Genomic DNA, 20,771 nt, shown 5'->3' with positions numbered 1-20,771 from the left:
TCAACCTCCAATCATATGCATGCTGATTTTACGGGATGGCTCATTTTTCAAGCGTTGTTGAATGGCATGAAAGCCCTGTTCTTTATTCCAGATATAATTTGATACAGTGTGATGCAAGCCCAGTTCACTCAAAGGTATAGATGCAGCCAAGGCTTTAATTTCAGTTTTTAGATTCAAACCTTTCGGTGCAAATAGGCAGTTATAAAACTCACCTTGCGCGGTTAAACGTACTCGATCACAAGTTCCACAAAATGAGTTCGTGATGGTGGAAATAATGCCAATTGGATGACCATCAATCAGATATTGTCGTGCCGGATCTGAGCTTGACTGAGCTGCATCATTTACCTGGTGAGTGACTGCAAATTCAGTGGCTAGAGTGTCTAAAATCTGCTGTTCACTGACTACATGTGCGCTCGACCATTTGCGGTCACCATCCAGCGGCATAAACTCAATAAAACGTAAGATAATTTTTTGCTGCACCGACCAGCGTGCCAAAGACAGAATTTGGTCATCATTCATCCCCTTCATCAATACACTATTGATTTTAATAGACAGTCCCACGTCTTGTGCAGCGCGGATTCCATCCAGTACCGGGGCCAGCTCTTTTTGGGTCAGTTGTTTAAATTGATTGGCATCCAGGCTGTCCAGACTGATATTCAGATCATCCAGTCCAGCCTGTTTTAACGCCTGTGCATATTGTTTTAAATAATGGGCATTGGTGGTCATGGAAATGCGTTTTAAACCCAGCTTTTTGAGCTGTTGCAGTTGTGCAATAAAATGCACCACGCCTTGACGCATTAAAGGTTCGCCACCGGTAATGCGAATAAATTCGATGCCACGATGCACCATAAAATCACAAAAATGATAAAGCTGTTCAAAACTGAGTAAATCATGTTTTTTCATCCATTCAGGGTGTTCTGGCATGCAATAGACACACTTGAAATTACAGCGATCGGTCACTGATATTCGCAATTTTCGCTTGCTGCGACCAAACTGATCGACAAAGCGCGCTTCGGTTTCAAGTTCTGTCATCATATTCATGTTGAACATCCATCTTCGAACAACTTCCTGTTACCGCACAGCAATTGTGCGCAAGATTTAAAGTGCCCAATCTTGTTATTGTTAGAATTGCAATAAGTGTTCCAACTTTGTGCCAAAGGCAAAAGATTCATTTTTAATGCAGAAATTTAAGTTGTTGATGCTGCTGCAGCTCATCCAGTGAATTAATGCTGTGAAAAAACAGGGCACGATTTTTAAAACTTGCCACTTGAGCGTGCAAGTCGGCAAAACAGTGTTTTAGACTGCGCTGTTTTTGTTCGAGATGACTGATGAAGGTAGGTAGACTACTGCGTTTAAGCAGACAAAATGGATAGAGTGCCTTGCCGTTCATTTCCACATAAGCCACCTCTGCCAGACTGTTTTTGGCCAAAGCCTGATGCAACTTGAGTAGAACTCGTGAAGGGATATAGGTCACATCACAAGGGACAAATAGCACATAGTCGACCTGTACATGTGCCCAGGCACTTTTCATGCCCATCAGTGGACCTAAAAAGCCGCTTTCATCATCCTGATAGCAATGAATGCTGGGAATAATTTTCTGGTAAATCGAATCATCCCGGTGGCTGTTAATCCAGACATGTGCCACATCGGATTTTAGCTGTTGATGGATTTTGATCAGTTGAATCTGGTCATCAAATTTCTGCAACAGCTTATTGATGCCATTCATGCGCCGTGCCTGTCCCCCGGCTAAAATCACCAGATCGGTGCTCGGATAAACAGCATTTTTTAATGTTTTTCTCATTCTACCACCTCCATTTGACAGGCTTTAATCAGGCCACGAATTTCAGGCAGACATGAACCGCAGTTACCGCCTGCTTTTAAACATGTAGTGACCTGTTTTTCATTGGTTATATTTTTTTCTTTAATGGTTTCAATAATCCGGTTTTTACCCACCTTAAAGCAGCTACATACCAATGGACCTTCATTATTTGCCATCGACATCGGTTGTCCGGCCAGCAAGGCTTTACGGTGCATAGCACTTAAACGTTCACGTTTAAACAGACTGGCGACCCAGTCACGATCCGGTAATAACGCTTTCGGTGCAATATACAGGCTGGCAATCAAATGCCCATCTTTCAGCACCACACTGTGACTGATATGGGCAGTCTGATCTTCAATATTCAGCCATTCAAAACTTTCATCCTGAAACGGTAACAGCTCTTTTAACTGCTCTGTGGTCTGGGTAAATTTTTTACGGTCGGCCAGTTCATAACGCACAGCTTTGGCGGTGATGATTTTGGTCCACCACACCATATTCTGAATGGATGATTGCACAATCTTTTCAAAGCCCTGACGTACATAGAGGACGCCTTGCCACTGACTGTAAAATGGCTGGATGATGACTGGGGTATGCTTAAATTCAGGCTCACCGGAAATGGCATCCACCACCGGATTGACTACTTTGCCAATCCGTGCATCCGATGCCACTTGGTCATTCCAGTGAATCGGTGCAAAAACCTGTCCACGACGGATGTTGTCACTGACTGTGGCGCGTAATATACAACTCCCCCATTTCGATTTGACTTCCACCAGCTCGCCATCTTTGGCCCCGTATTTCAAGGCATCATGTGGATGGATTTCACAAAATGGCTCTGCGCGATGGCTACTTAAATTGGCAGATAAACTGGTACGGCTCATGGTGTGCCACTGGTCACGAATCCGCCCGGTATTCAGCACCAAAGGAAATTCGCTACACACCTGATTGACGGGATTAACTGCGCTAATGGCAATAAATTGGGCTTTGCCATCCGCATGACTAAACTGACCTTTGGAATAAAGTCGCGCTACACAACCATCTGCCTGATGTTTAGTCCAGACCGGCCATTGCACCGGTTTTAGGTCATCATATTGATTAAAGGTTAAATCTGTTAAGCCGTTTAAATTAAAATAGCGGAAATATGGCGTTATATCGCACTGGCTTAAATCTGCATTTTGATGTGCCGATAAACGGGCATGTTCCTGAAAAATGTCATGGCTATTGTTAAAATCAAAACCGCTAAAGCCCATGCGTTTTGCGACCTGACTGATCGCCCACCAGTCGGCTTTAGCCTGTTCTGGCTCTTCTAAAAATGCACGCTGTCTGGAAATACGGCGTTCAGAATTGGTGACTGTACCATCTTTTTCACCCCAGCCTAAAGCCGGTAACAGCACGTCGGCATATTGTGTAGTGTCGGTGTCTTGGCAAATGTCGGACACCACCACAAATTCACATTTATCTAAGGCACGTTTGACCTGATCGGCATCGGGTAAGCTCACCACCGGATTGGTGGCCATAATCCAGATGGCTTTAATTTTGCCACTTTCTACCGCATGGAATAGATCAACCGCCTTAAACCCAGCCTGCTTGGCGATATAGGGACTTTGCCAGAAGTCTTGCACCAGTTGCTGATGGCTTTCGTTTTCTAGCTCCAGATGGGCTGCCAGCATATTGGCCAATCCACCGACTTCACGCCCGCCCATGGCATTCGGTTGCCCGGTCATGGAAAAAGGCGCCGCACCCAGTTTGCCAATTTTTCCGGTGAATAAATGACAATTGGTAATGCTATTGGCTTTATTGACGCCTTGTGAGGACTGATTCACCCCCATGGAAAACAGGGTCATGACTTTTTCAGTTTGGGCAGATTTTTGATAAAAAACTTGCAGTTTTTCCAGTGCAATACCGGTGCGTACTGCGACATCTTCAATGGACGATTCAGTTTGGCTGTGGATCAAAGCTTGCTCTAAGCCGTGGGTATGTGCAGCAATAAAATCTGGGGCAGCATGACCATTTTGCGATAGATATTGCAATAAGCCGTTAAATAACGTGACATCCTGCCCCGGTAAAATCGGCAAATGTAAGTCTGCTGCTTCACAGGTGCTGGTAAAGCGCGGATCAATCACCACCACAAACAGATCACGTTGCTCTTTGGCTTGCATGATGCGTTGATACAATACCGGATGACACCAGGCGGTATTGGAACCAACCAGCACCACCATGTCGGTATGTTCAAAATCTGCATAGCTCGCGGGAACAATATCTTCACCAAAAGCCCGTTTATGTGCAGCAACTGCGGAAGACATACAAAGTCGTGAATTGGTATCGATATTGGCTGTACCGAGGTAACCTTTGACGAACTTATTCACTACGTAATAGTCTTCAGTCAGCAATTGCCCAGACACATAAAAGGCAATACTGTCACGACCATATTGATCAATACATTGCTGAAATTTTTCAGCAATTAAATCTATTGCAGTATCCCAGTCAGTCTTTTCACGCTGATTTTTTCTGCCCAGCATAGGATAAAGAACACGTGTTTCAAGCCCCAGGGTATCGGCCAAATTACTACCTTTAATGCACAGTTTCCCGTAGTTGGATGGATGATTGACATCCCCTGCAATCGACACTTTTTTCCCTAAAGCAGTGTCCTGCACAGTCGCAGTGACACCACACCCCACCCCACAATAGGGACAGGTGGTATTGGTGATTTTGGTATTTATTTCTGTGGAGCTATGCAGTTCCATAATGGGAATACTCTTCATGGATGCTCCTTTCTATCGAATAAATTCACTTGAATAATTTCTTCTATTTTCCAAGCTATCTAAATCTTTAGAGTTCACGTAAGCATGTATTCTGTCGAGGTGGCATGGATGCCACCGTTTCCCATCATTACAGGACGTAATGTATGGGAAACAAAGATTTTTGTTACTTTTGATCTTTCAAAAGTAAGATCATGCCTACGCAATTACTCTTTACTTATGAGTGCAAAGTGTGGCTGTGCAAATATTTAAAATTGAACAAATACCACTTATGTGATTAACCTGCTTTCTTTAATGCAAAATCTTTACCAAAGAGCAATTTATTACGAATATTACTGATTGGCGTTTGATCAGAAATCAGCTCTGCATACCAGGCACCATCTTCAGTATCGCCGAACAGCACTGCACCAATGACTTTATCTTTTTGAATAATAATGCGTTTATAGATCTGACGTTTTTCATCATTCAAGATAATGTCTTCATAATCATCCTGCGGTTCACCATTTTCTAAATCAATTCGACCCGCTGAAAATACATCACAGCCACTGACCTTGAGCTGGGTTGGAACCGTTGGTGCCTTGAAGGTCAGGCTGCCGTGTTCGGCCAGATGTGAGGCACAAATAAAGGCTTGGCCCCAAAGTGGTTCAACCAGACCGAAAGTTTGACCCCGATGTTCAATACATTCCCCCACTGCATAAATACTTGGGTCAAAGGTTTGCATGGTGTCATTGACGATTACGCCATGGTTACAACGTAAGCCCGCACTTTGCGCCAATGCCATATTCGGACGAATGCCCACAGCAAAAACCACCAGATCAGCATCTAACACGGTGCCATCTTTCAGCTTGATTTGGGTGACATAACCCTCTTCGCCAATCAGTTGTTCTGTATTGGCTTGAGTAATAATGTTGATGCCCTTGGCTTCAATACTTTGTCTTAACAGGCTGCTTGCACGACTATCCAATTGACGTTCCATAATCCGGTCCATCAAATGCAAAACCGTCACATTCATTCCGCGTTGTTTCAGGCCATAAGCTGCTTCTAGCCCAAGCAGACCGCCACCAATCACCACTGCATTTTTCTTGGTTTTGCAGTACTCCAGCATGCTATTGACATCATAGATATCATGGAAACTGATCACGCCTTTTAAGTCCGAACCGGGAATTGGCGGAATAAACGGCTTGGAACCAGTCGCCAGAATCAAACGGTCATAATCCACCACCAGGCCTTTTTCGGTATAGACCTGCTTACGTGGGCGATCAATTTTTACCGCGGCATCACCAGCAATAAAGCGAATGTTTTTGTCGCTATACCAGGCATGTGGATGCAGCATAATGTCATCAATGCTTTTATCACCTGACAGTACGGGTGAAAGCATGATCCGGTTATAGTTGCCCCACGGTTCTTCACCAATCACGGTCACTTCATAACGCTCAGGCGCCATATCCAGCAAATCTTCAAGACAGCGTATACCCGCCAGCCCATTGCCCACCAACACCAGTTTCATTTTTTCTTGGGAAGTGCCGTTATTGGTGATATAGGTTTTTTGCGGTGTCGGGCTGACCCAGACCTTGCCATTTTCAATCTTGCTTGGAAATACCAGCAGTTTCTGGCCTTTATCTTCCAGACAGCGTCCAGTTGCCAGACTGAAATGCTGCTTGTAGATGGGAGATGCCACCACACGCTCACCTTGCAAATCACCAATGATGCCGCGTGACATCACAAATGCCTGACTAAATGGATCTTGATTGCTTAAGGCATAAACGCGTTTTTCATTACCGACACGGAAAATGGCAATTTGCTGGTTTTCAATTAATGCACCCACACCGGTATTTGGAGTAATGTCATCCAGACTGCAAACTTCGACCCATTCCAGCTCGTTGGTTTTATTCATTTCTTTAAATATTGTCATCATCTTTATCCTTTTCTTTAACTTCTTTCATCAATTTCATACCCTCTTTGTTTTTCTCCCTGAGCTTGGTTTTAAGCACTGCTTTAAAGCCAGGCGCAAGAGAAATCAAAAGGTTTGATGAAAGAAGTCTAAATCTCTTATGCCTCAACCACTGGAATACGGGTCACATCACGTTCAGCCTCGGTTTTTGGGCGGATTTGACCGCGAACCTCAGCGAATTGGATGTTTGGATCGTTTTGTTGTTCAACTTTTGCATTGATAAAGGTTACGAAGCGTTTACGGACTTCCATATCTTCCACCGCAGTACGCCATTCATCTTGATAGGTGCCGACCACATGCTGCATACGGCGTTCCAGTTCAGCTGCCAAACCAAGCGAGTCATTCACCACTACATCTTTTAAATAATCCAGACTACCTTCCAGGTTGTCACGCCATACCGAAGTACGTTGCAAACGATCTGCGGTTTGAATATAGAACATAAAAAAGCGGTCGATATAACAGATTAAAGTTTGCGTATCCAGGTCAGATGCCAGCAATTCAGCATGGCGTGGTTTCATCCCGCCATTACCGCAGACATACAGGTTCCAGCCTTTTTCAGTGGCAATCACCCCGACATCTTTACTTTGTGCTTCAGCACATTCACGGGTACAGCCAGACACAGCCATTTTGAGTTTATGTGGTGAACGCAGTCCTTTGTAACGATTTTCCAAGAAGATGGCCAAACCGACTGAGTCATCCACCCCATAACGACACCAGGTACTGCCGACACAGGATTTCACAGTACGTAAAGATTTACCGTAAGCATGACCCGACTCAAAACCGGCATTGATCAATTTTTCCCAGATTTCCGGCAGTTGATGAACTTGCGCACCAAACATGTCGACCCGTTGTCCACCGGTGAGTTTAGTATACAAACCATATTCTTTGGCAATCTGACCAATGGCAATCAAGCCCTCTGGAGTGACCTCACCACCTGCCATACGCGGTACAACCGAGTAAGAACCATCTTTTTGAATATTACCCAGATAATAGTCATTGCTGTCTTGCAGACCGACATGGCTTGGCTTCAATACAAAGTCATTCCAGCAGGAGGCTAAAATATTAGCTGCAGTCGGCTTACAGATATCACAGCCGATCCCATGACCATGTTGTCCGATCAAATCATCAAAGGTTTTGATTTCATTGACCCGAACTAGGTGATACAACTCCTGGCGTGAATAAGCAAAGTGTTCACACAGGTGATTGTTTACCGTTACGCCTTGGCGTTGCAGTTCAGACTTCAATACTTGGGTCACTAAAGGCGCACAGCCGCCACAGGCCGTTGCAGCTTGGGTACATTTTTTTAGTGCACCCAGTGAGGTTGAACCATCGGCGATAGCACTATAAATATCGGCTTTAGAGACGTTATTACATGAACAGATGGTTGCGCTGTCTGGCAGTAAATCGACACCGCTGCCGCCTGTTTTCGCTGAGGATTGTGCATAACCCGGCATGATCAGGCTTTCCGGATTTTCCGGGATAGCCAGGCCGTTCAGCATCATTTGCAGCAGGTCGTTATATTCTTTGGCACAACCCACCAGCACAGCCCCGAGTAGCTTGGTTTTTTCGCTATTCACCACAATCTTTTTATAGACCAAAGCATCTTCATCGGCATAGAAATAGCTGAGCGCATTTGGCGTCACGGCATGTGCATCCCCCACAGAGGCTACATCAACACCCATCAGTTTCAGCTTGGTACTCATGTCTGCGCCGGCAAATTCATTGCAGGCCTGATCCATGACATGTTTGGCTGCAATACGCGCCATGTCGTAGCCTGGCGCAACCAGACCATAAATTTTGTTTTGCCACAGTGCACATTCACCAATCGCGTAAATGTCAGCATCGGAAGTTTGGCAATAATCATTGATGGCAATACCGCCACGCTCACCGATCGTGAGACCACTTTGACGTGCAAGCTCGTCACGTGGTCGAATCCCTGCAGAAAATAAAACGATATCGGTTTCCAGTTCAGAGCCATCACTGAACTTCATCATATGAGTCGTATTTTTACCTTTTTCAATACATTGTGTGGCTTTTTGGGTATGAACTTTTACCCCCAGATTTTCAATTTTTGCACGTAAAACCTTGCCGCCTAAATCATCAATTTGCACCGCCATTAAACGTGGGGCAAATTCGACCACATGGGTTTGCAGATTTAAATCACGTAAGGCCTTGGCCGCTTCCAGACCTAACAAACCACCACCAATCACTACCCCGGTTTTGGCAGTTAAACTAGCAGTACGAATGGCATCCAGATCTTCAATGGTGCGGTAAACAAAGCAGTTTTCACGTTCATTGCCTGGAATAGGAGGGACAAAAGCATATGAACCGGTTGCCAGCACGAGTTTGTCATATGCAATGACATCGCCATGATTAGTCGTAACGGTTTTATTCAGGGTATCTATTGCAGTAGCTTTGGTGCTTAGGCGTAAATCTATGCCATAAGCATCGGCAAAGTCTGCACGACACAGGGTTAAGTCTTTAGCAGATTTTCCAGTGAAATATTCGGTTAAATGTACGCGGTCATAGGCCAAGCGCGGCTCTTCTGCCAAAATGGTAATTTCAACCTCATCACCTGCATATTCTAAAACCGATTCGATAAATTTGTGGCCCACCATGCCATGGCCAATCATGAGCAGTTTCATCGTATTTATCCTCAATTCTTTAAAAACTTCTTTCAATTTATTAATTTAAGCTCTGGATCTAAGCGTATTGATCCGAGGAATTTTATTGTTGGGCTTCAGCCAAACTGTTGCGTTCCAGCATGGCCTGTTCATAAAGCTGCTGTTCTTTTTCTTTATGCTCAACCGAGAAGCGAATCATCAGCACACAACTAGCGGCAATCACCACCAAGCCACCCAACACCATTAACGTGGTTTGAATATCCAGCATGCCTTTGAGCAGGAAACCTGCAGCCACGGCACCGACATTACCGCCTGCACCAATAATGCCGGCCACACCGCCTAAAGCATCACGGTCAATGAAAGGCACCAGGGCATAGGTGGCACCACAGGCCATGTGGGTAAAAAGTGCAAAAACTGTCATGGTCATGATGGCCAGAACTGCGGTGTTCATTTGTGAAAACAAGATCAGGAATAAACCTTCCATCAGGATCATGCCGAATAGCACTTTGGTACGCCCATCCAGACCTTTTCTGATTGCCACTTTGTCAGAGATGATGCCACCCAAGGCACGGGCAAATAGGGCCAGCAGACCGAAAATTCCTGCGGCCATGCCGGCTTCTTTTAAGCCAAACTGGAAATTGTTGACAAAATACAAAGCGATAATGTTATGAATGAAAATCTCGATACCAAAGCAGGCGGCATAGGCGCCAAATAAAATCCAGACCCGGTAGTTGCGTGCTGCATGCATCAGAATCGCCAGACCGCCTTTTTTATCGCTGCCTACTTGCACGCCTTGTGCACGCAGTTCCTTAAAATTTCCTTGCGGGCAGTCTTGGGTGAATTTCCAGTACAGTGCACCTACAATCAGCATCAGTACACCCGGAACAAGCAGAGCAATTCTCCAGCCCATGGACTGTTCAACTCCGAACATCACCAAGGCAGCAAGTAATAAAGGCATCAGGGCTTGAGTTGCACCGCCACCGGCATTTCCCCAACCTGCTGATGCAGCATTGGCGGTTCCCACCACATTCGGTGCAAACATGATGCTGGTGTGATATTGGGTAATCACAAAGCTGGCACCAATGGCACCAATCAACAAACGGAAGAAAAGAAAAGATTCGTAACTGTTGGCAGAAGCCACACCAAACACAGGAATACTGCCGATCACCAATAATGCAGTATAGGTTTTGCGTGGCCCGTATTTATCACATAAAGGTCCCACAATTAAGCGAACCAAAATGGTGATGGCCACAGCGGCAATATTAATATTGGCAATCTGGTCTTTAGTTAAATGGAACTCGCCGGCAATGACAGGCATGAGCGGAGCACAGGCAAACCAGGCAAAGAAACAGACAAAAAATGCGAGCCAACTCATGTGGAAGGCCCGCATTGCTGCGCTACTGAAATTGAAAAGACTTATTTTTGTTGCTTTTTTAGCATTTAAATTTGAAGACATAGCCCTCTCCTTCCTGAACTGAACGTATGGTTTTATCTGCCATGCGGATAGCTGCACAGCAGATTCGATCAGAACGGACGTCTTTGGCCGTCTTACAATTTTTTAGAGTCGTCTTTGACTCACAAGAGATATAGCAATGCGCGTGCCAACAACTCAGAGAAAACTATAAGTTCATATTTTTTATCATTTTTAATTTTTATTTATAATTTTTCAATGCCAGTAATGGTCTGCTTCTCTATTTTTAAGTATGACCTCCTGACTCAGCTCAACAATGATTATGCTTCCTTGTAGCGCATTTTTGCTTTAAGACAGTGCGCAATTTGCTCACCGTTCCTTGGTTCAGTGAAGTTTTATTGAAATCATAATGATTTAACTTATTTGGCATTTTAATTGCTTTAAATGGATTATGACTTTTTCTTTCAGGCATGGCCTGATGATATTTAGCCCATATGCCAAAACTCAAAATCGCACTGATTGATGACGATCAAGACCGTGCCCATTACATTCAAGCCTCCCTGATCGAACACAATTTCGAGGTCGTGGCCTGTCTCAGTGCGGACCATTTAAGCATGTTCCGTCTTGAACAGTTGCATGCCGACGTGATTTTACTGGATATGGATCATCCCCATCGTGACATCATTGAAAGCTGTGTCAGCCAGTTCGATCTGCCAACAGTACTGTTCACTAAAAACAGCCACAAAGACACCATTAAAAATGCCATTGATGCCGGGGTTACGGCGTATATTGTCGATGGCATTGACCCATCCAAACTGGACAGTATTTTAGAAATCTCGATTGAACAGTTTAAAAAACATAAAAAATTGCTCGGCGATCTGGAAGACACCAAAAACAAGCTGGCCGACCGTAAAGATGTGGAAAAAGCCAAAGTATTGATGATGCAATTGCACCATCTTACTGAAGATCAAGCCTTTCAGTTACTGCGTAAAAATGCCATGAGCCACCGTATGACCATTGGCGAAATGGCACGGCGTTTACTGGATGCACAGCAACTACTACAAAGCCAATTGAAGGATTAAGCCATGCCAGATTTAGAAAAAACTCAAATCCAGATCGGCTATATTCCTCTGCTGGATTGTGTGGCCATTCTTTGGGCCAAGCAGCGTGGTTTTTTTGAGGAAGCGGGTTTAGAGGTCACGCTGGTGAAGGAAGCGTCCTGGGCCAGCTTAAGAGACCGGTTGGCTTTTGGTTTTTTAGATGCTGCACATTGCCTGTCTGCCATGCTGCCTGCTGCAGCACTCGGTGAAGACCAGCTCGGTATTCCACTCCAGACTGCCCTGGTATTAAGTTATAACCGCGCCTTTATTAGTCTGAGTCAGAAACTGTGCTTTGAGCTGAACATTTCCAGTCAGGACAGTGCACAACAATCGGCACAAAAAGTTGTCTCTGCCCTACAGGCACAGCAACCGATTCAGCTGGCACATGTGTTTAAGCAGTCGATTCATCATTATTGCCTTAGAGAATGGCTCGCCCTTGCCAATCCTGAAATTGCACGAAATATAAAACTGGCCACGCTTCCCCCACCCTATATGGTGCAGGCATTAGCCAATCAGGTCATTGATGGTTTTTGTGTCGGTGAACCCTGGAACAGCCAGGCTGAACTACTGGGAATCGGTCAAATTATCGCTTCCAGTCAGGACATTATTCCCCAAGTAGCAGATAAGGTTTTGGCAGTCACCTGTGATTGGGCAATGCAACATCCAAACACGCATCAGGCTTTAACGCAGGCCATTCAAAAAGCCCAGCAAGAACTGAAAGATTTACAGGACTATGCCGACGTTTGGCAAATGCTGACCGAGTTCAATATTGTGCAATTTCAATGCTCAGACAGCATTCACGTACAAAAATTCCACTCCATTCAAAATATTATCCGCAATTTTGTCGATGAGACATCTGTGCCAAAGGTAGAAGATTTTAAATGGCTGACCCAACAAATGCTGAAATGGGATAACCCAATTCACTTGAATGATACGATGATTGAAAACATCAGCCAAAACTGTATTTTATCTTTGACGAAATAAGGCAGCATCCGTATTGCCCCCGGCCACAAAAAACAATCAAAATGCTGGGGTTAAGCCATTCATTTTGATTATTTTATCGCTGTAATCCAGTTTTATGGTTTATTTTCATTTCTGCGGTTTCCCACAAATTTTCTCCATATTTTTACGTTATCTTACGCAAAATTACATAGGGAACATCGAATAATGAAACGCATACAACCGCGTTGGCAATGGAGCACCCTGAGTTGTGCACTGTTTAGTTTTATCTCCCCAAGCTGGGCGGCTGACACGATTAGCGATGCCATAACAAACAGCACGGTTGTTCAAACAGATCCGGTACAGACACTGGCAACCCTAAAATTTCAAGCAGCGCCCACCCAGAGCAAAGATGCCGATATCAGTGCTGTAGCTAAAACCATTGTCACGCGTGAAGAAATGCTGCAATTTGGTGATCAATCCGTGAATGATGCCTTACGCCGTGCCGCCGGTTTTCAGATGCCCACACCGGGACAAGGTCCACGTGGGGGTGGCGGTGCTTCAGCTATGCGTTTTCGTGGCGGTGGTGCCCCGGTATTTTTAATCAATGGTGAACCGGTTCAAGGTGGCCCACGCGGTGGCATGTCGGTTGTTGACAGCATCACGCCAGACATGATCGAACGGATTGAAATTACCAAACAGCCAAGTGTCGCTCAGGCTTCTGTGGCATCTTCCGCCGTCATCAATATTATTCTGAAACAACCGCTGGATCATGCCCGCATCAGCGGAACTATCCGTGCAGGATATGGTTTGGCAAAATCTGACCAGAAAGAAGAGGAACGCAAAAACCTGAGTGTACAAATGGATGGCCGGGATAATGCCTGGTTATACAGCCTATCTGCCAACCAGATGTGGAATGACACCACCTCGATCACCCAGACCCAAAACAGCAGCCAAACCCATGAACAAAAGCGTATTACCGAACGCAAGTCGCAAATGCTGGCACCCCGTGTTGAATATGAACTGGATGACCAGCAAAAACTGGTTGCCGAACTGTTCTATCGCAATAATGAAAGTGACGGCAGCCGTGGCGATCAGACGCAAAATGACAAGAATGACAGCATCCGTTTAAATACCCGTTATGAACGTAAAGACAAGGATAATTCCGACAAAATTCGTCTTTCAGTAGAACAGCAGAACGAAACCGAATCGACCCGGTCACCGCTCTTCAGCAGCTATACCGATGAAACCGTCAATGAATATGGTGTGGCTTATGATGGTGTGCGTAAATTTGATAACACCAGACAACTGAAATTTGGTACGGATATTCGCTCGAGTGAACTTGAGAGTAATATTACCGATACACTCGATGAACAGCGTTATGCGCTCTATACCGAAGGCAGCTGGAAGTTTACCGACCGGCAAACCGTGACCTTGGGTGCACGTCAGGAATGGATTCATCGTTCAGGACTGGTGGATTATAGCGACAGTCACTTCAGCCCAGTCTTGGCGCATCGTTTTGATTTTGATGATCACTGGTCATTACAAAGCAATATCAGCCATGCATTCCGCAGTCCTAAAACCGACCAGCTGTTACCTACGGTTTCTGTTTCTACCGATAGTGATGCCGGTAGCCTGAACAATCCGGATCGTGGCGGAAACCCCAATTTACGTCCGGAAAAAATAACCGCCTTTGAATCCACCTTGGGTTATAACACCCCGTCAGGTGGCATCAATATCACGGCATACCAACGTGAAATTGAAGATTACATTGAGAAAGTGATTCGTCAGGAAGGTTCGCATTTTGTAGAACGCCCACAAAACCAGGACAATGCCACCACCTATGGAGTTGAAATTGCTGCTCGTTATGCCTTAAAGCAAACTGAAAATGGGCATGCATTGATGTTGAATGGTCAACTGTCGACGGTACGTGCAAAAATTGAAGAGACCAATCATCAGCAACGTTTAGCCAGTGATGTGGCACCTTATACAGCCAGTGCCGGTTTATCTTATAACTATCAACCTTGGCGTCTTTCCAGCAGTGTCAATCTGAACTATGTTCCTGAATTTACCCGTGCCCTAGATAACCAGCCCTATGACCGTACCAGCAATGAACGGGTCAATGTCGATATCAGTGTGAGCAAACGCTTTGATAATGGCTGGGCAACGACCTTGAGTGCACGCAATATCTTGAGTACAGATTATAAAGAACGTTTAACCAATCAATCTGATAGCAGCCTGTATGAATCACGGGTCAATCAGGCCATTCTAAGTGTACTCCTCAGTGTAGAAAAAAAATTCTAAACGGGAAGATAAAAACCGGTGCCAGTCACCGGTTTTTTACATCCAGATAAGGGTTATATTTATGCTCAGCGGAAAAATTTAATCTTCTGGCCGTTGCCAATTTTCTATGATTTCTCAACCAGTCAGGATTTTTAGCTTGACCCTATCGCCGCCCTCAAAACTGGTATTCGGGCTTAAATATCAATCTGATGCTTAGGGCTTTTTAATGGTTGATCACCTGAATATGATTCAAACATGCTAAAGTTCGAGAACCTTTCATACATGGCTTGCAAGATAGATTAGATATGAGTAAATGATGCATAAAAAATAGATAACTGGACAATATTCTATAAAAAAATTATAAAATTCATTAACTTAAAATGGTAGGTATTTGGTAGGTAGGATTTTTTTCAGCTTCATTCGATACTCCAATTACGGTGAGAGTCACCGATAATATAATGAATGGTAGAAGGAATCGCACCATGGCTTTTAAAAATATTGCAGATCAAACCAACGGTTTTTATATTCCCTGTGTTTCACTTTTTGGCCCAGGCTGTGCCAAAGAAATTGGAACTAAAGCGCAAAATCTAGGTGCCAAGAAGGCCTTGATTGTAACTGATGCAGGTTTATTCAAATTTGGTGTCGCAGATACTATCTCAAACTATTTAAAAGATGCTGGCGTTGACAGTCATATTTTCCCGGGTGCAGAACCAAACCCAACCGACATTAACGTACATAACGGCGTTCAAGCCTATAATGAACAGGGTTGTGATTTTATTGTTTCTTTAGGCGGTGGTTCATCACATGACTGTGCCAAAGGCATCGGCCTGGTGACAGCGGGTGGCGGTCATATTCGTGACTACGAAGGGATCGATAAAAGCACTGTACCAATGACACCGCTGATTGCGATCAATACCACGGCAGGTACGGCTTCAGAAATGACCCGTTTCTGTATTATTACCAATACCGATACCCATGTAAAAATGGCCATTGTTGACTGGCGCTGTACCCCGCTGATTGCCATCGACGATCCTAAACTGATGATTGCCAAACCAGCCAGCTTAACTGCGGCAACCGGTATGGATGCATTGACTCACGCTGTTGAAGCCTATGTATCAACTGCAGCCAATCCAATTACCGATGCCTGTGCCGAAAAAGCAATTACCATGATTAGCGAATGGCTTAGCCCGGCTGTTGCCAATGGTGAAAACCTAGAAGCACGTGATGCCATGAGCTATGCACAGTATCTTGCAGGTATGGCTTTTAACAATGCATCTTTAGGTTATGTTCATGCCATGGCGCATCAGCTGGGCGGTTTCTACAATCTGCCACACGGCGTTTGTAATGCCATTCTGCTTCCGCATGTATCTGAATTTAACCTGATCGCCTGCCCTGATCGCTATGCGAAAATTGCACAGTTAATGGGAGTCAACACTGAAGGCCTGACGGTAACTGAAGCTGCATTTGAAGCCATCAATGCCATTCGTCAACTTTCTGCTTCTATTGGTATTCCATCTGGTTTGGCTGAACTGGGTGTCAAAGAAGCTGATCTGACCATCATGGCAGAAAATGCGCAAAAAGATGCCTGCATGCTGACCAACCCACGTAAAGCTAACCATGCACAAGTGGTCGATATCTTTAAGGCAGCATTGAAACCTAATGCATCGGTAGTCGATTTTAAAGCAGCAATGTAATACCTCCCTGTAAGTCTTCTATCCAATTCTTTGACTTACACTTTTAGCAACCCATGTTCGCACTTCGTCAAGAAGTGCGCCAAGAAAAGAAACCATTTCCCTTTTCCTGGCTGATCCTGTGTCCTTGATGACAGGATAAGAACTGTGGTTGCTTTTTTTATAAAAATAATTCAATTTGACAAATTAGCACTCATCATGAAGGATAAGAGAAAACAAATTCTTCTCTATGAGTATAAAAATGAGCAATGGCAACACCGCCCCACTTTATCAACGCGATATCTTAGGCCCAGGTTATGAACAGGCCACTTTAAATTTCCCGGATGATTACGAAGGTCAGGTTACAGCGACCTTAGTCAGAAAAAAAGCCGACCAAACCACATCCAAAGCTGTGTTATATATTCATGGCTTTATTGATTATTTCTTCCAGACGGAAATGGCAGAACAGTTCAACCAGCATGGTTTTGACTTTTATGCACTCGATTTACGTAAATATGGTCGCTCCATTCTGCCGCATCAAAAATATTATAATGTGCGTGAAATTGCCGAATACGATGCTGAAATTACCGAAGCCTTAAACATTATAGGCGCAGAAGGCCATGATGCCATTTTACTTAGTGGCCATTCTACCGGTGGCTTAACCACCACACTGTATGCGGCACATCATCCAGAGCATCCTTTAATTAAGGCACTGTGGGTCAATAGTCCGTTTTATGATTTTAATATGAACCCGATCAAGAAAAAATTGGGCATTCCCAATTTAAGCCGGGTGGGTAAGGTTTGCCCGGATTTAAAATTTCCCAGTGAGCTGAACAAATGGTATGTTCCCAGTCTGCATAAAAACCTGCATGGCGAATGGGACTTTAATCTGGACTGGAAACCGCAGTCTTACCCTCTGGTTCGCTTGAGTTTTGTTCGGGCCATTTTTGAAGCACAGAAAGAAATCCATCAGGGAGTCAGCTTAACGGTACCCGCCTTGGTAATGCATTCCGATCAAAGCAAAAATCCGAAAAAATGGCATCAATATGCGCAAAGCAGTGACGTGATTCTAGATGTCAAGCATATCGACAAATATGCCAGAAAAATCAAAGGTGATGTCACCATTGCTAAAATCAAGAATGGCTTACATGATCTGGTCTTGTCGGAAAAATCGGTACGCCAGAATGTCTATCTGCGGCTGTTTGAATGGCTAGAAATTAAAGGGCTGTAAATCTATCTTACAGCTCTCAGGCATCCTTATATTTCAGCAGGGTTTGATGCACAGGGTGCGTTTTAGGCATCAGCTCAATCAGGCGCTCCACCGCATCAATCGCCTCAGGGAATCGAGCCACATGTTTTAGCAACACATCAGTTTCATTGGCTTTAAAGATGGCATCACTTAAACGTGATTCCAGACAATCACGCCAGGCACATAAAAAAGGACTTTCGGTTTTGGATAAAAATACGCCAGTACACAGTTTTAAGGCCGAATCGATATAGCCGGCATCCAAAGACTGTTCTGTCAATAAAAAGTCAGCCTCTACATGTGCCAATAAACGATAAGGTCTGGAACCCAGCATACCGCCCAGTACATCACGCAACTGCGACATTTCTGCTTTTAAGGTGCCTATACTGACTTTTCGTTCTCCGTATAAAGCCTGATGCAGGGTATCCAGGCTTAAACCTTGCGGACATAACGCCAGAATGGTCAAAATTTCAATTTGGCGGGGGGTCAAAACCAGCACCTTACCGTTAAACAGAACCTGAGGCACGGAAAAAGCCCGAATAAACAGGCGCTGCTTTTGGTATTCCAGCAAAGCCGATTGAATAATCGAAGCACAGCGTTCCGCTGCAAGCAGCCCCAAACTGTTATGCTTTTGCCAGGTGGTCGACAGGTCAATCACACCTAACACCTGTTTGGAATAAGGATCAATAATCGGGGCGGCATAACAGACCCAATCATGAATGGAAGGCATATAATGTTCATTGGAAAACACACAACTCGATTGCTGGGTTTTTAACGACAGTGCCAAGGCATTGGTTCCAACCAGTTCCTCGCGCCATTGCCCGCCTTCAATAAAATGCACACTTTCTGCTGCACGCTGCATTTGTGGACTGGAGGCTGACCAGATAATGGTGCTACCGATATCGCCGACTGCAATTACCATCGAAGACTGTTCGGCAATATGCTTTAAATCCTGTGCGCAATGTTGCAAGGCATTTGCCAAAGCCGAAGGATAGGTTTCTTTTTGTAAGTGAACCAGTGGGGCAGCCAAGCGATCCTTGGGAATTTCGGCCGAGGATGAACGTTGCCAGGAACTCGCAATACTTTGACCCAGTTGTTCTGCATGTAAGGCAGATAAACTGCTACTTTGCCTAAACTGATCAATTTTATGCCTTTTTTGCATCAAATTTTGTTTTGTCATCATTCCTTATTCTCACAACAATTCATGATTTACATCCACTGTAATCGCTATTTTTTATGCTGGATTGAAAAGATTGTAAACCTTCTTGTATCCAACCTTTCTCCAACCTTATTCAGGTTATGCTAATCATATAATGTACACAAGTACCTTATATACCAAAGCTGTAGATACGGTTTTAAGACACTAAAATAAGCAAAGGAAATACATATGCGTTACGTCGATCCTAATCAACCTGGTTCAAAAGTTCAGTTTAAAGCCCAATATGAAAACTTCATTGGTGGACAATGGGTAGCGCCTGTCAAAGGAGAATACTTTGACAATATTTCGCCTGTAGATGGTAAAGCTTTCACCAAAGTTCCGCGTTCTAGCGTTGAAGATATTGAGCTTGCTCTTGATGCTGCACATAAAGCCAAAGCACAATGGAACAAGTCATCGCCAACGACCCGTTCCAATATCCTGTTAAAAATTGCCGACCGTTTAGAAGCCAATCTGGAACTTTTGGCAGTTGCTGAAACCTGGGATAATGGTAAGCCGATTCGTGAAACCCTGGCTGCAGATATTCCTTTGGCGATTGATCATTTCCGCTATTTTGCCGGCTGTATCCGTGCACAAGAAGGCGGCATTTCAGAAATCGATGAAGATACTATTGCTTACCATTTTCATGAACCTTTAGGTGTAGTCGGACAAATCATTCCGTGGAACTTCCCGATTTTAATGGCAACCTGGAAACTGGCGCCGGCTCTGGCTGCAGGTAACTGTATTGTTTTAAAACCGGCTGAACAAACTCCGGTCAGTATTCTGGTACTGGTTGAACTGATTCAGGACCTGTTGCCTGCAGGTGTATTAAACATTGTAAATGGTTATGGCGTTGAAGTGGGTCGCCCATTGGCTACCAACCCACGTATTGCCAAAATTGCATTTACTGGCTCAACAGCTGTCGGTCAGCAGATCATGCAATATGCCACCGAAAATATTATTCCGGTAACCTTAGAGCTAGGTGGTAAATCACCAAACATTTTCTTTGAAGATGTTATGGCTCAGCAAGATGACTACCTAGAAAAAGCGCTAGAAGGCTTTACCATGTTTGCCCTAAACCAAGGGGAAATCTGTACCTGTCCATCACGTGCTTTGGTTCAGGAAAGTATTGCCGACCAGTTCCTGGAACTTGCAGTAGAACGTGTGAAACGCATTAAAACCGGTCATCCACTGGATACTGAGACCATGATTGGGGCACAGGCTTCTCAAGAACAGCAAGACAAAATTCTGGGATGTATCGCAACCGGCCGTGGAGAAGGTGCTCAACTATTGACGGGTGGTGAAGCACGCCATGAAGTTGGCCAAGGTTTCTACATTGAACCGACCATTTTCAAAGGCACCAATAACATGAGAACGTTCCAGGAAGAAATTTTTGGACCAGTACTCGCAGTGACCACCTTTAAAGATTTTGATGATGCCATCAAAATTGCCAACGATACCATTTATGGTTTAGGTGCTGGTGTCTGGTCACGTTCAGCGCATACGTCATATCGTGCAGGCCGCGCGATTGAAGCGGGTCGTGTATGGACCAACTGTTATCATATCTACCCTGCACATGCTGCATTCGGTGGTTATAAAAAATCAGGTATTGGACGTGAAAACCACAAGATGATGCTTGATCATTACCAGCAAACCAAAAACTTGCTGGTGAGCTATGCCACCAAGCCAATGGGCTTCTTCTAAACAGAACGTTGTATCAAGTATCTCAAAAGCGAACTTCGGTTCGCTTTTTTGCTTTAAATTGCAACCGATCAAC

13 protein-coding genes are annotated in these 20,771 nt (G+C 44.5%); 6 read left to right on the top strand and 7 right to left on the bottom strand.

Going from position 1 to position 20,771, the window contains the following annotated elements:
* The 6 genes from moaA to B9T38_RS01475 all read right to left on the bottom strand — a co-directional run bounded on the left by moaA (window position 1) and on the right by B9T38_RS01475 (window position 10,606).
* Window positions 1–1,041, bottom strand: coding sequence for a GTP 3',8-cyclase MoaA (gene moaA / locus B9T38_RS01500; protein WP_086195090.1), 1,041 nt, complete (start codon window positions 1,039–1,041; stop codon window positions 1–3).
* 133 nt (window positions 1,042–1,174) lie between these two features.
* A complete protein-coding gene (gene mobA / locus B9T38_RS01495; RefSeq protein ID WP_086195089.1) occupies window positions 1,175–1,801 on the bottom strand; it encodes a molybdenum cofactor guanylyltransferase in 627 nt (208 codons plus the stop codon).
* A complete protein-coding gene (locus B9T38_RS01490; protein ID WP_086195088.1) occupies window positions 1,798–4,578 on the bottom strand; it encodes a nitrate reductase in 2,781 nt (926 codons plus the stop codon). The genes mobA and B9T38_RS01490 overlap by 4 nt, the downstream gene beginning before the upstream one ends.
* A gap of 274 nt (window positions 4,579–4,852) precedes the next feature.
* Window positions 4,853–6,487, bottom strand: a complete 1,635-nt coding sequence (gene nirD / locus B9T38_RS01485; protein ID WP_086195087.1) for a nitrite reductase small subunit NirD — start codon at window positions 6,485–6,487, stop codon at window positions 4,853–4,855.
* A 137-nt stretch (window positions 6,488–6,624) separates the two neighbouring features.
* Complete coding sequence (gene nirB, locus B9T38_RS01480; RefSeq protein WP_086195086.1) at window positions 6,625–9,171, bottom strand: nitrite reductase large subunit NirB; 2,547 nt, start codon at window positions 9,169–9,171, stop codon at window positions 6,625–6,627.
* A gap of 82 nt (window positions 9,172–9,253) precedes the next feature.
* Window positions 9,254–10,606, bottom strand: coding sequence for an MFS transporter (locus tag B9T38_RS01475; RefSeq protein ID WP_086195085.1), 1,353 nt, complete (start codon window positions 10,604–10,606; stop codon window positions 9,254–9,256).
* Window positions 10,607–11,055: 449 nt separating this feature from the next.
* Between B9T38_RS01475 and B9T38_RS01470 the strand changes: the two genes are divergently transcribed.
* From B9T38_RS01470 to B9T38_RS01450, 5 genes are all read left to right on the top strand, one after another.
* A complete protein-coding gene (locus B9T38_RS01470; RefSeq protein ID WP_086195084.1) occupies window positions 11,056–11,643 on the top strand; it encodes an ANTAR domain-containing response regulator in 588 nt (195 codons plus the stop codon).
* 3 nt (window positions 11,644–11,646) lie between these two features.
* Entirely contained in the window at window positions 11,647–12,645 is a 999-nt protein-coding gene (locus B9T38_RS01465) for an ABC transporter substrate-binding protein (protein ID WP_086195083.1), read from the top strand.
* 183 nt (window positions 12,646–12,828) lie between these two features.
* Entirely contained in the window at window positions 12,829–14,904 is a 2,076-nt protein-coding gene (locus tag B9T38_RS01460; protein ID WP_086195082.1) for a TonB-dependent receptor plug domain-containing protein, read from the top strand.
* 461 nt (window positions 14,905–15,365) lie between these two features.
* The gene (gene mdh, locus B9T38_RS01455; protein WP_086195081.1) at window positions 15,366–16,577 is read left to right on the top strand and encodes an iron-dependent methanol dehydrogenase; all 1,212 of its coding nucleotides are present in this window, start codon (window positions 15,366–15,368) and stop codon (window positions 16,575–16,577) included.
* A 238-nt stretch (window positions 16,578–16,815) separates the two neighbouring features.
* On the top strand, window positions 16,816–17,784 hold the full coding sequence (locus tag B9T38_RS01450; RefSeq protein ID WP_086195080.1) for an alpha/beta hydrolase: 969 nt from the start codon (window positions 16,816–16,818) through the stop codon (window positions 17,782–17,784).
* 16 nt (window positions 17,785–17,800) lie between these two features.
* On the opposite strand, the gene B9T38_RS01445 is transcribed toward B9T38_RS01450, so the two are convergent.
* On the bottom strand, window positions 17,801–18,982 hold the full coding sequence (locus B9T38_RS01445; protein ID WP_086195079.1) for a helix-turn-helix domain-containing protein: 1,182 nt from the start codon (window positions 18,980–18,982) through the stop codon (window positions 17,801–17,803).
* 204 nt (window positions 18,983–19,186) lie between these two features.
* Here B9T38_RS01445 and exaC point away from each other — a divergent pair, with 204 nt between their 5' ends.
* Window positions 19,187–20,698, top strand: coding sequence for an acetaldehyde dehydrogenase ExaC (gene exaC / locus B9T38_RS01440; RefSeq protein ID WP_086195078.1), 1,512 nt, complete (start codon window positions 19,187–19,189; stop codon window positions 20,696–20,698).
* The last annotated feature ends 73 nt before the right edge of the window (window positions 20,699–20,771 follow it).

This window comes from Acinetobacter sp. ANC 4218, assembly GCF_002135245.1.
In the GTDB taxonomy this organism is placed as follows: domain Bacteria; phylum Pseudomonadota; class Gammaproteobacteria; order Pseudomonadales; family Moraxellaceae; genus Acinetobacter.
This window is presented reverse-complemented; position numbering and strand designations above follow the sequence as displayed.